14 protein-coding genes are annotated in these 12,301 nt (G+C 46.3%); 2 read left to right on the forward strand and 12 right to left on the reverse strand.

Annotated features, from left to right (window positions below):
- Positions 1 to 166 precede the first annotated feature (166 nt).
- The 9 genes from hcp to ffh form a co-directional block, all read right to left on the reverse strand.
- Entirely contained in the window at positions 167 to 1,831 is a 1,665-nt protein-coding gene (gene hcp, locus L976_RS22080) for a hydroxylamine reductase (protein ID WP_047540048.1), read from the reverse strand.
- A gap of 216 nt (positions 1,832 to 2,047) precedes the next feature.
- Positions 2,048 to 3,187: a bifunctional chorismate mutase/prephenate dehydrogenase gene (gene tyrA, locus L976_RS22085; protein ID WP_037431256.1), complete on the reverse strand. Its 1,140-nt coding sequence runs from the start codon at positions 3,185 to 3,187 to the stop codon at positions 2,048 to 2,050.
- A gap of 63 nt (positions 3,188 to 3,250) precedes the next feature.
- The gene (locus tag L976_RS22090; protein WP_037415636.1) at positions 3,251 to 4,342 is read right to left on the reverse strand and encodes a 3-deoxy-7-phosphoheptulonate synthase; all 1,092 of its coding nucleotides are present in this window, start codon (positions 4,340 to 4,342) and stop codon (positions 3,251 to 3,253) included.
- Positions 4,343 to 4,458: 116 nt separating this feature from the next.
- Positions 4,459 to 4,644 carry a hypothetical protein gene (locus L976_RS23710; protein ID WP_081990942.1) on the reverse strand — a complete coding sequence of 62 codons (186 nt, stop codon included), beginning with the start codon at positions 4,642 to 4,644 and terminating at the stop codon, positions 4,459 to 4,461.
- Positions 4,645 to 4,742: 98 nt separating this feature from the next.
- The gene (gene rplS, locus L976_RS22095; protein WP_006080791.1) at positions 4,743 to 5,096 is read right to left on the reverse strand and encodes a 50S ribosomal protein L19; all 354 of its coding nucleotides are present in this window, start codon (positions 5,094 to 5,096) and stop codon (positions 4,743 to 4,745) included.
- Between the two features lie 34 nt (positions 5,097 to 5,130).
- Positions 5,131 to 5,877: a tRNA (guanosine(37)-N1)-methyltransferase TrmD gene (gene trmD / locus L976_RS22100; RefSeq protein WP_037415633.1), complete on the reverse strand. Its 747-nt coding sequence runs from the start codon at positions 5,875 to 5,877 to the stop codon at positions 5,131 to 5,133.
- A gap of 15 nt (positions 5,878 to 5,892) precedes the next feature.
- Complete coding sequence (rimM, locus tag L976_RS22105; protein ID WP_047540053.1) at positions 5,893 to 6,423, reverse strand: ribosome maturation factor RimM; 531 nt, start codon at positions 6,421 to 6,423, stop codon at positions 5,893 to 5,895.
- 20 nt (positions 6,424 to 6,443) lie between these two features.
- Positions 6,444 to 6,692, reverse strand: coding sequence for a 30S ribosomal protein S16 (gene rpsP / locus L976_RS22110; protein WP_011071566.1), 249 nt, complete (start codon positions 6,690 to 6,692; stop codon positions 6,444 to 6,446).
- A gap of 218 nt (positions 6,693 to 6,910) precedes the next feature.
- A complete protein-coding gene (ffh, locus tag L976_RS22115) occupies positions 6,911 to 8,284 on the reverse strand; it encodes a signal recognition particle protein (RefSeq protein ID WP_037431253.1) in 1,374 nt (457 codons plus the stop codon).
- A gap of 334 nt (positions 8,285 to 8,618) precedes the next feature.
- On the opposite strand from ffh, the gene L976_RS22120 reads away from it, so the two are divergent.
- Both L976_RS22120 and L976_RS22125 read left to right on the forward strand, forming a co-directional pair.
- The gene (locus tag L976_RS22120) at positions 8,619 to 9,407 is read left to right on the forward strand and encodes a cytochrome C assembly family protein (protein ID WP_037415626.1); all 789 of its coding nucleotides are present in this window, start codon (positions 8,619 to 8,621) and stop codon (positions 9,405 to 9,407) included.
- 101 nt (positions 9,408 to 9,508) lie between these two features.
- Positions 9,509 to 10,780 carry an HlyC/CorC family transporter gene (locus L976_RS22125; protein WP_037415623.1) on the forward strand — a complete coding sequence of 424 codons (1,272 nt, stop codon included), beginning with the start codon at positions 9,509 to 9,511 and terminating at the stop codon, positions 10,778 to 10,780.
- Positions 10,781 to 10,848: 68 nt separating this feature from the next.
- On the opposite strand, the gene L976_RS22130 is transcribed toward L976_RS22125, so the two are convergent.
- From L976_RS22130 to L976_RS22140, 3 genes are all read right to left on the reverse strand, one after another.
- A complete protein-coding gene (locus L976_RS22130; RefSeq protein ID WP_047540056.1) occupies positions 10,849 to 11,385 on the reverse strand; it encodes an Mpo1 family 2-hydroxy fatty acid dioxygenase in 537 nt (178 codons plus the stop codon).
- A 169-nt stretch (positions 11,386 to 11,554) separates the two neighbouring features.
- Positions 11,555 to 11,938, reverse strand: a complete 384-nt coding sequence (gene acpS / locus L976_RS22135) for a holo-ACP synthase (RefSeq protein ID WP_047540057.1) — start codon at positions 11,936 to 11,938, stop codon at positions 11,555 to 11,557.
- A partial coding sequence (locus L976_RS22140; protein ID WP_047540058.1) for a pyridoxine 5'-phosphate synthase occupies positions 11,938 to 12,301 on the reverse strand: 364 nt, incomplete at its 5' end. The genes acpS and L976_RS22140, both read right to left, overlap by 1 nt.

A 12,301-nucleotide genomic window follows, 5' to 3' on the forward strand; every position in this document is an offset into this window, starting at 1 on the left:
CGGTTTCGTTCCAACGTTCCACACACACTAACTGACTTAAACTGTCTTGACGCGTAGGCGTGGAGGATAAAGTGATATTGGGTAGAGTATTGATATTCATAATCTTTGTATCCATAACACTGCGGCCTTATCGTCAAGCCGCAGTGATTCTATGCTATCAATCGACCTAGGCTACGTTTAGCATGGTCTTAAGATCGGCTTCCACTGTGGTAGTGTTACGCAGGCCAAATTTTTCTTCCAAAATTTTGGCAAGATTAGCCGTTAAAAACGCCGGTGGCGTTGGGCCAGTACGGATGTTTTTCACCCCGAGTGACAACAGCGTCAGCAGCACCACAATGGCTTTTTGCTCAAACCATGAAAGCACGAGATTCAATGGTAATTCATTGATATCGCATTCAAAGATTTGTGATAGCGCGATAGCCAACTGGATAGCAGAATAGGCATCGTTACATTGGCCAATATCAAGTAAACGCGGAATACCATTGATATCGCCAAATTCCAACTTGTTGAATTTGTACTTACCACAACCTAAGGTCAGGATGACAGAATCCTTCGGTGCAGACTTCGCTAAATCGGTGAAATAACTACGCTCCGACTTATCACCATCACAACCTCCGACTAAGAAGAAGTGTTTGATAGAACCGTTTTTCACATTTTCAACTACTGTTGGGGCGGCAGCCATTAAGGCATTACGGGCAAAACCGATAGTGATATTGTGTGGGATTTCATCGTAGTGGAAGCCATCGAGCGCTAGCGCTTTTTCAATCACTACTGAAAAATCATCGCCAGTCACATGGGTCACACCAGGCCAGCCTACGATGCTACGAGTAAAGATACGGTCGCTATATTGGCCAACATTCGGGTCAACAATACAGTTAGATGTCATCACCACCGCGCCAGGGAAGTTGGCAAATTCTTTTTGCTGGTTCTGCCATGCACTACCATAGTTACCCACTAAATGGGGGTATTTTTTAAAGGCTGGGTATGCAAGTGCGGGCAGCATTTCGCCATGGGTATAAACATGAATGCCTTTACCCGCCGTTTGCTCAAGGATAAGCTCTAAGTCTTTCATATCATGGCCAGAAACCAGAATAGCTTTGCCTTTTACCGGTTTAGTGTTGACGACTGTCGGTTCAGGATGACCAAAGGCTTCGGTCTCGCCCGCGTCAAGCAAAGCCATAATGCGGTAGTTTAATTGGCCAATTTCCATCGCAGTGGAGAATAATTTATCTGCATCAACACTCGGTTCACCGAGAAACGCCATGATTTGATGGAAATCCGCAGCAATCTCAGCATCGGTTTTACCGAGTACACGCGCATGCTCCATATAAGCGGCTGCACCTTTAAGGCCGTATAAACAGAGTAATCGAAGTCCTAAAATATCTTCATGAATGTTATTTTTGTCTTTATTTAGCGACGCGATTGGTGCTTGAGACAGCATTTCAAGCTTGCTTGTGCCTAACACTAACTGCGCGACTGGCGGCATCTGCTCTGCCGTTTTCCCGCTCTTTTCACAAGCGGCTTCATAGGCTGTTTTTAGATTTTCACGGTGTGTTGCAGCTTGCTGTACATAAGCAATGATCCGCTCATCATCGAAGTTGACGTTGGTTAAGGTTGAGAAAAAAGCTTTAGGAACAAAAGTATCGACTTCAGAATCTACAATGCCTAACTCGCGCGCTTTTACCGCATAAACGGAAACACCCTGCAACATGTAGATTAATAAGTCTTGCAGATCGGAGGTTGCCGCTAATTTGCCACACATACCTTGGGAATAACTACAACCATTGCCAGCGGGTGTACGAATGGTTTGCTCACACTGAATACAGAACATGGATAGACTCCTAATTTAAATTCATGCTTTATTTATGCATGTTTAAAATTAGTCTACCTAAACCGAAAATAAGCGACAGTGTTTTCTTACCTTGAATGCCAAATCTTAGAGAATGATCACCTTAAGCAGTTACTAATTTACACAATAAAAGTGACTCAAAACCCATAAAAAATGCCCATCAAAGATGGGCATTTTTTATGGGTAACTCATTCATTATTAGTTCGTTTTCATATCACTTACCGATTGCAGCATCATGCGGCTTTCGCGCTGAAACTGCGGCGCAAAATCACCAAACCACTTAGCAACCGTTTGGAACTGGTTGATAAACGCTTCCCTATCGCCCCGCTTTAATAGCTCTAATGCTTCGCGATAGTTATCCAAATAATCGCCAATCGCATGCTGGCTGTCCTGCTGGGCAAAAATAATATCGGCATAAAGCTCTGGGCTTTGGGCAAACAAGCGCCCTACCATGGCGAGTTCTAAGCGATAGATGGGCGAGCTAAATTGCAGCAGAGTTTCGATATCTGCTTCTTCTTTGCAAAGGTTTAAGCCATACACAAAGGTTGAGAAGTGGCGCATCGCCTGTACCAACTGCATCGCATTATCGTGGCGTTCAGGCTCGGCTTCGACAATTCGCGCGCCCCAAATCGTAATTTGCTCGAGTAGCCATTGGTATTTATCCGCTTCGCGTCCATGACACACCACCACAACCTGCTTAGCTAAACTGCCGACATCTGGGCCAAACATAGGATGAAAGCCAACAACGGGTCCCTTGTGGGCAGCTAACATGGCATTCATCGGTTCAGTCTTGATAGAGGTTAAGTCGGCTAAAATACAGTCCTGTGGTAATTGGGTTAGTTTTGCACGGATAAGGTCGCAGGTGATGGCGATAGGTACAGTTACCAGTACCAATCCGGCATCAGCAAATAAGGTTTCCGCTTGCTGCCAGTCGTCTTTATCAAGCACTTTGACCTGGTAACCCGAGAGCGACAGCATCTGTTGAAACAGTCCACCAAGCTGGCCTTTCCCGCCCACAATCACAACTGAACCTAAGTCATTTTTCACTTGCTTAAAGCCAACATCCTTCTCATTGAGATAGGACTCACGCATCAAGCGGCGCAAAATATCTTCAATCAGTTGCGGTGCAATACCCATGGTTTTGGCTTCTTCGCGGCGTTTTGCCAGCATTGCAGCTTCACGTTGCGGCGCATAAATCGGCAGGCCTGCGGCATGCTTAACTGTGCCCACCTGCGCGACTAAATCTAGCCGTTTACGCAGTAAATGCAGCAATTGCTGGTCGACGCCGTCGATAAGACCGCGAAGGTGTTCTAATTCAGTTGTGGTTTTTTCGTTCATGTTATCGGTCCACTACCCACCTAAAAGGAAGGTGTTTAAACGTTAGGCACTTAAGATTTGCTCTCAAGCATTGGCCACTTTGAGCATATCAAAACGCGTTGGCAATACCGAAGATAACTTCGATGCGCCCGCACGTAAAACGCTTTCGGTTTTTTCCCAATTAATACAGGAGTCTGTCACAGAAACCCCATAGGCCAATTCGCTTAATGGTTTATCACAACTTTGATTACCTTCGTTTAAATGACTTTCTAGCATTACGCCAATAATGGACTTATTGCCGTTGTAGATCTGGGCAAATACATCTTCACACACAGGGACTTGCCTGGTGTAATCCTTAGAGGAATTGCCGTGACTGCAATCGATAATAAGGCGCGCATTGAGTTTGGCCTTATGTAGCTGCGCTTCACATTCGGCTACACTGGCCGCATCGTAGTTTGGTGTTACGCCGCCGCGCAGGATCACATGCCCATCGGGGTTTCCCGCCGTTTGCAACAGAGCGACTTGACCCTGTTGGTTAATCCCCATAAATCTGTGGCTGCTGGCCGCCGATTTAAGGGCATTAATTGCCACATCGAGCTTTCCATCTGTACCATTTTTAAAGCCAACGGGCATAGACAAACCCGACGCCATTTCCCTGTGGGTTTGCGATTCAGTCGTGCGAGCACCAATGGCCGACCAAGTCACTAGCTCCGAAATATATTGCGGACTGATAGGATCGAGCGCTTCGGTGGCGACGGGCAGCTCAAGCTCGGCGAGCCAAATCATCAGCTCACGCGCCATCTTTAAGCCTTTTTCGACATCGAAGGATTCATCCATATCGGGGTCGTTAATCATCCCCTTCCAACCCACTGTGGTACGTGGCTTCTCAAAGTAGACTCGCATTAAGATGTAGAACTCATCGCTGAGTTCATCGTGTAACTTTTTAAGCTTTAAAGCGTATTCCTTGGCGGCATCGATATCATGGATAGAACAAGGTCCAGTGACAATAAGCACGCGGTGATCGCGCTTATGGACAATATCAGCCACGGTTTTGCGTGCATTGAGGATATAACGATACGCGTGCTCAGAGAGTGGCAGAGTCGCTTTTAGCTCCTGCGGTGTAATAAGGACTTTCTCTGAACTGATGTGTACGTTATTGATCGTATCCTGTTGCATGCTTACCACCTAAAACTGAAGTCATATCCCCAGGTTATCAGGAGTCTGGATCTCAAACCGCTGCGGGGAAGAATTAAATAGCCGAGGCCACCATGTAATATTGTAATGATACACCATTACAATAGGCGACCAATATGCCTATTAATTGGCAGAAGATCAAGGAAGAATTTAACAAATTCGGCATTTATACCAATCGTATTAAATATCTGTTCATTCAGCGGGAGTTCAACGCGCTTTAGACAAGGCAAAGGCTTGAGGGCATAGTGGCTCTCTGTCAAAAGCCGTATTAACCCGAAACGCACTCAATACGGCTAAAAAGAAAAACGTCAGCCAACAAAAAACCGCCACTAGGGCGGTTTTCTGTGCGAACACTACGTCTTGTTTTCTGTAGCGGGTACTGTTACTTAGTAGCCAGCTTTTCACGGATACGTGCAGATTTACCTGAACGATCACGTAAGTAGTACAGTTTGGCGCGACGAACGCGGCCACGACGCTTAACTTCAATGCTAGCGATCAGAGGGCTGTGCGTTTGGAATGCACGCTCAACACCTTCGCCATTAGAGATTTTACGTACTGTGAATGCAGAGTGCAGGCCACGGTTACGTTTAGCAATTACAACGCCTTCGAAAGCCTGTAAACGCTCTTTATCACCTTCTTTAACACGAACCTGAACTACTACTGTATCACCAGCACCAAACGCAGGTACGTCTTGTTTCATTTGCTCATCGTTGAGCATTTTAATGATGTTGTTCATAACTTACTCCGTTCTAGAATTAACTGAGCTACGACTAAGCATGCTTGTCCATTGCTTCAACGAACTGCGCTAAAAGAGTCGATTGTTCGTCAGTCAGAGCTAGATTTTCAAATAATTCTGGCCGTCTTAGAAAAGTCCTACCAAGGCTTTGCTGCAAACGCCAGAGTCTAATTTGTTCGTGGTTGCCACTTAGCAGTACTGCAGGTACATCGAGTCCATCCAGACTTTCAGGGCGTGTGTAATGAGGACAGTCCAGTAAACCGTCGGAGAAAGAATCTTGCTCCGCCGAAGCTTGTTTTCCTAGCACGCCAGGAACCAATCTCGATACTGCATCTATCAAGGTCATTGCGGGTAATTCGCCGCCCGAAAGCACGTAATCCCCAACCGACCATTCTTCATCCACTTCCGTTTGAATGATGCGTTCATCAATACCTTCGTACCGACCACACACCAAAATCAACCGGGATGATTTAGCCAACTCAGTAACGCCTTGCTGATCCAGCTTGCGTCCTTGAGGTGACAAGTAAATCACCTTTGCCTCTTCGCCTGCTGCTGCTTTCGCAGCATGAATGGCATCGCGTAAGGGTTGCACCATCATCAACATACCAGGACCACCGCCGTAAGGCCTGTCATCCACAGTACTGTGTCTATCATGGGTGAAATCGCGAGGATTCCACGTGTGCAACTCAAGCAGACCGTTTTTCACGGCACGACCCGTAACCCCAAAGTCTGTTACGGCACGAAACATGTCTGGGAACAGGGTAATTACCCCTAACCACATATGTTGTACCTCGACTTAAAAGTCAGGATCCCAATCCACTAAAATCTGTTTCCCTTGGACATCCACCTTTAAGATGAATTGCCCTGGGACAAAGGGAACCATACGTTCCACTTTGCCGAAACTATCTTTAGCGTTGGCCTTAACAAGTAGTACATCGTTCGAACCGGTTTCCACGATTTGATCGACAATCCCCATGTTATAGCCGGTACTATTAATCACTTCACAACCGATAAGATCACGCCAATAGAACTCGTCTTCTGGCAATGATTGCATCTGCTGCGGCAGGATACCAATTTCGCAATTGGTGAGCATTTGTGCTCGCTCCCGCGTGGTGACACCTTCAAGTTCGGCTACAACGGCCTTGCCTTGGTAACGCCACTGAGTGACTTTTACTTCACGCCATTCGCCATTTTCTTTAATAAGCCAAGGCGAATAATCAAAGATACCTTCAACAGAATCGGTATAGGCGGTGATTTTCAGCCAACCCTTAATGCCATGACAGGAGCCTAATTTCCCCAGTACGACTGGCTGTTGGTTACTGCTCATCAATCTATACCTTAACGCTATTAAGCAGCAGCTTTAGCGTCTTTAATCAATTTTGCTACGCGATCAGTTGTCGCAGCGCCGTTCGCAACCCAGTGCTCAACGCGAGCTAGGTCTAAACGTAAAGTTTCTTCTTGGCCACGGGCCAATGGGTTGAAGAAACCAACACGCTCAATGAAACGACCGTCACGAGCGTTACGGCTGTCAGCAACAACGATGTTGTAAAATGGACGCTTTTTAGCGCCACCACGAGCTAAACGAATGGTAACCATGCGTTTTCAATCCTCTAATGATTTGCTTGAAGCAAAAATAAAAACTGGAACCCCGTGTTCGCGAAGAGTCCCAGATAGAAAGCCGGAAGATTTTACCTGACTTTTCAACGAATGCAACCCAATCTGGCGATTATTAAACCTGCCATAGAATTGCCCGCCTCATTCCAAATACAATCAACCAACTGATAAGACATCAACTTTGATGAAAATCGTTGAGATTAGCGCCCAGGAAATTTCATTCCGCCAGGCATCATGCCACGCATTCCACGCATCATCTTTTGCATGCCGCCCTTAGCCGACATTTTTTTCATCATTTTTTGCATTTGGGTAAATTGTTTCAATAAACGGTTTACATCTTGAATCTCAGTCCCCGAACCCGCAGCAATACGACGCTTACGTGAGCCCTTAATTAAATCAGGGTTTTTACGCTCTTTCGCCGTCATTGAGTTAATGATGGCTTCCATTTGACGGGTCATTTTACCATCTTGGATTTGCGCTAAAGCATCCGGCGGCAACTGACCAACACCGGGCAGCTTTTCAATCATGCTCATCATGCCGCCCATGTTTTTCATTTGCTGCAGCTGTTCACGGAAGTCTTCGAGATCGAAACTACCGCCCTGCTTCACTTTGGAAGCCAGCTTCATCGCCTTTTCTTTATCGACGCCACGCTCCACTTCTTCAATAAGTGAGAGCACATCACCCATACCTAATATGCGTGAGGCGATACGGTCAGGATGGAAAGGTTCTAAGGCATCGGTCTTTTCACCCACACCCAAAAATTTAATTGGCTTGCCTGTGATGTGGCGAATCGATAATGCCGCACCGCCGCGCGCATCACCGTCGACCTTAGTTAAAATCACACCGGTGAGCGGCAGCGCTTCGTTAAAGGCTTTGGCCGTGTTCGCCGCGTCTTGACCTGTCATGGCATCAACCACGAACAGTGTCTCAATCGGTTTAACCGCCGCGTGCAGCGCCTTGATCTCATCCATCATCGCTTCATCGACGTGCAGACGACCCGCGGTGTCGAGGATCACCACATCGATAAATTTAAGTTTAGCGTGGGCAATGGCCGCCTTAGCGATATCGATTGGCTTTTGGCTCACGTCCGATGGGAAAAACTCCACATCGACTTCGGTCGCTAAGGTCTCAAGCTGTTTAATCGCCGCTGGACGATAAACGTCGGCGCTGACCACCAATACGGATTTCTTATGGCGAGTACGCAGTAATTTACCTAATTTGGCGACACTGGTGGTTTTACCCGCACCTTGCAGACCCGCCATCATAATCACTGCGGGTGGCTGAGTCGCCAAATCTAAGGCTTCATTCGCCTCGCCCATGGATTTTTCAAGTTCGCTTTGAACTATCTTAATAAAGGCTTGGCCTGGGCTTAGGCTTTTCGCCACTTCTTGGCCAACGGCGCGCTCTTTAACATTGTTAACGAACTCACGCACTACAGGCAGGGCAACATCGGCCTCCAGCAGTGCCATACGCACTTCGCGCAGGGTTTCCTTAACGTTTTCTTCAGTTAAGCGACCACGGCCACTGATGTTTTTCAGCGTGCGTGACAGTCTGTCGGTTAGATTCTCAAACATCGTCCTGCTCTATACCTTTAAGGATCTCGATTAATGGGCAGTATTATAACCATGCGTGCGTATTATGCTACTGCTACGCCCCGGTTGCGTTAACTTAGGCATTTAATCTGCTACCACACTTATTTTGCGACTTGACGGCGACTATTTACACCTAACAATAAGAATCTGCTAAATTTTGCAACTTATGTCACTGCCCATTTGCCGATAGCTCATGCTATTCTAGGCAAAATATTGATCTGTATGCCCAGTTAAAACTCAAACAATCTGAAAATACGAGTTTCAAGTAGTTTGGGGATATAAGGCACCTTTAACAACACGAATAGGTTAATTACCCATGGTCATTTTTTCTGCCTCAGCCATGTTTTTTTATTGCATCGCATTGGTATTAGTGACAAGCCGGCTCTTCCATCCTGAAGGCCCTAATCGTAAAGCCGTTGCAGGTATCGCAGCGATTGCGGTGATTCTACACGCAGCCGCCCTCTCACAAGCGATATTTACCCCTGATGGACAAAACTTCAGCCTCACTAATGTGATCTCGTTAGTGAACTGGATCATCGCCTTCACCTTTACCGTGATGATGTTTAGGCTAAAAGTGATTGTGGTTGTGCCCGTGGTTTATGCCTGTTCCGTGCTCTCTGTAGCCCTGCTCTGGTTATTGCCGCCTAAGTTTATTACTCACTTTGAGCTGTATCCTGAAGTCTTAGCGCACGTTGTCCTCTCTCTCATGGCATACAGCGCCCTGATGATCGCCGCCCTGTACGCGATTCAACTGGCGATGATCCAAAACAAGCTCAAAAAGAAACAACTCATGTTAAGCCCTAGCATTCCACCACTGATGACGGTAGAAAAACAGCTCTATCATCTTGTAATTATTGGGGTCATTTTACTGAGCTTATCCCTGGCCACAGGCTTTATCTTCCTCGATGACATGTTTGCCGATGGCAAAGGCCATAAGGCGATTTTGTCAATTATCGCGTGGTTCGTGTATATCGCTATGCTGTGGCAGCAGTATTGGGTTGGCTGTAAGATTCGCACCGCAGTCATTTACACTTTAACTGGTGCAACCTTGTTATCCTTAGCTTATTTTGGCGCTCGCATTGTCAAAGAATTAATTCTTAGTTAATAATTTCAAGTCAGCTTAGGTGCTTACTCGCTAAGCTGACTTGACACCCCGTTTATTTCTCGGTATCAACTTAACCCTATCGGCCTAATTGGAGCCTATTTTTGGACGCTATATCGACAAGCGCACTCCTCATTTTCTTATTGGTGCTTATCCTTTTCTCTGCCTATTTTTCAGGTTCTGAAACCGCCATGATGACTCTTAATCGCTATCGATTAAGGCATCTCGCCTCAAATGGTCACAAAGGTGCCATTCGTGCCCTCAAGTTACTTGAACGTCCAGACCGCTTAATTGGCTTGATTTTGATTGGTAACAACCTCGTTAATATTCTCGCTTCAGCCATCGCCACGATTATCGGAATGCGTTTGTGGGGCGATTTAGGGGTCGCTATTGCGACAGGGGTACTGACATTGGTCGTGCTCGTCTTTGGTGAAGTCACACCTAAAACCATTGCCGCACTCAATCCTGAACGTATCGCCTTTCCATCAAGCTATTTACTTATCGCCCTATCGAAAGTATTTTCCTATGTCGTCACTAGCGTCAATTTCATCACCACGGGCATACTGCGCTTAGTGGGGATAAAGTCTATCAACAGCAGCGATGCATTAAGCAAGGAAGAACTTCGCACAGTCGTTCATGAAGCTGGCGCATTGATCCCCCAACGCCACCAAGAAATGTTGTTATCGATCCTAGACTTAGAAAAAGTTACTGTTGAAGATATCATGGTGCCACGCTCGGATATCTATGCAATTAACGTCAATGATGACTTTAAGTATATCAATCGCCAAGTGATCCAAAGCCCACATACTCGCGTGTTGGTTTACCGCGATACCATTGACGATGCTGTCGGCTTTATTCATCTGCGTGATGCGCTGCGCTTGCAATCAAAAGAGCAGTTCAGTAAATCCTCATTGCTGCGCGCCGTCAAAGAGCTCTACTTTATTCCTGAAGGCACACCACTCAATGTGCAATTAGCCAATTTTCAGCACAACAAAGAACGTATTGGCCTCGTCGTGGATGAATACGGTGACATTCAAGGACTGGTAACACTCGAAGATATCCTCGAAGAGATTGTCGGCGACTTCACCACTTCAATGTTACCAACCGCGAGTGAAGAGATTAACCAACAACAGGATGGGAGTTATTTGATTGATGCCAGTATCACCATCCGAGACTTGAACAAAGAGATGAAATGGGATTTTCCAACCGATGGTCCTAAAACCCTCAATGGCCTGATTTTAGAGTATTTGGAGGACATCCCCTCCGAAAACACGAGCCTACGCCTTGCAGGCTACCCGCTAGAAGTCATTGAAGTCGCTGACAATATGGTCAAAACAGTGCGAATTATCCCACAGCATTATCAACCACCCCGCTAACTTTACTACAGATAAAAAATAGGCCGAATCCAAATGGAATTCAGCCTATTTCCCTCTCCCCCAAGAGATTATTTAACGCTTTGCGTCTTCAGCCGCGCTTCGAGTGCACGGCGTTTCTCAATCGCAATAGGTGTAATTTCGGCATCTAAATCTTTTTCTAGCCCCAGGATAAAATACACTTCGGCCATTAAGAAAAACGGGCCAATTAACAGTTGGTTTAAATCATCAATAAAGGCAGGCTTTGCCTTCTCGTATTGATGGCCAATCAGCTGAAAAACCCAACCGACGATAAATACCGATATAGCCAACCAGAAGGCGTTGGGAGAGGAGGCCACTAACTCTGTTGAATACACGACGGGGGCGATAAACAAGGCCAGACCAATCGCTAACTTTGCATGCAAACGAAAATAATAAACCAGCACGCCAGCCCCTAAAATCACACCTAAACTCACATCGGCAGCACTACCAAGTGGAATACGGATTGTCGCTAATAATAGAAATGCCGACCATATAATTAATGGAATACCAATAAAATGAGTTCGAATATTTCGCGGATTTAAATGCACACTTTTATAGGTTGATAACTGCTCTACGGCGGATTTCATCATGGGCTCCTTTTGCTGTGTCCCTGCAAATTAGTTTATAGATAAAACTTTTGACCTAACCTAGCCCAAAAATGCCAAACTGAACAGTAAAAAGTAACAAAAATGTTGCCGAGTGTTTTGAGTAATAAAAAGGGAGCTTAAAGCTCCCTTTTTCGTACAAGGTAAGAGACTAGCGAGACTCGAGGATCACTGTCGCAATGGCATAGGATTTTTCATCTGCGATTGAAATGTGCCCAATCACACCATTGAGCAAAGCTAAACGTTGCAGCGCCCCTTCAGTAAAGTTAATCGTTGGAGCACCATCAGTCGTATTGCCAATGTGGATATGCTGAAAAGATACGCCACGACCAATCCCCGTCCCCAAAGCTTTAGCGGCGGCTTCTTTGGCGGCAAAGCGTTTAGCTAAATAGCGGCTCGGTTGGCTATGCTGTTGATAGATATCGAACTCAGCCTCTGTCAGTACGCGTTTGGCCAGCTTATCGCCGGAACGTGCCACATGGGCCGTGATACGCTCGATTTCAACTATGTCAGTGCCAAGCCCAACGATTGCCATTATTCGCCTCGACGACCTTCTAACATCAGCGCTTTCATATCTTTAACCGCTGTCGCTAAGCCATCAATGGCCGCTCGCGCAACAATGGCATGGCCGATGTTGAGTTCATACAGCTCAGGGATTGCCGCAATCGGCTTAACATTGTGATAATGCAGCCCGTGGCCAGCATTCACTACCAACCCTTTGCCGTGAGCGTATTTTGCCATTTCGCTGATACGGGCAAGCTCTTTGGCCTCATCCTCAGCAGTTTTAGCGTCGGCATAGCAACCTGTATGGATTTCGATAAGTGGCGCGCCAGAGGCAACGGCGGCATCGATTTGCGTCTTATCAGCATCAATAAACAGTGACACTTGAATACCATTG

Origin of the sequence: Shewanella sp. ZOR0012, assembly GCF_000798835.1 — a bacterium.
Lineage (GTDB): Bacteria > Pseudomonadota > Gammaproteobacteria > Enterobacterales > Shewanellaceae > Shewanella > Shewanella xiamenensis.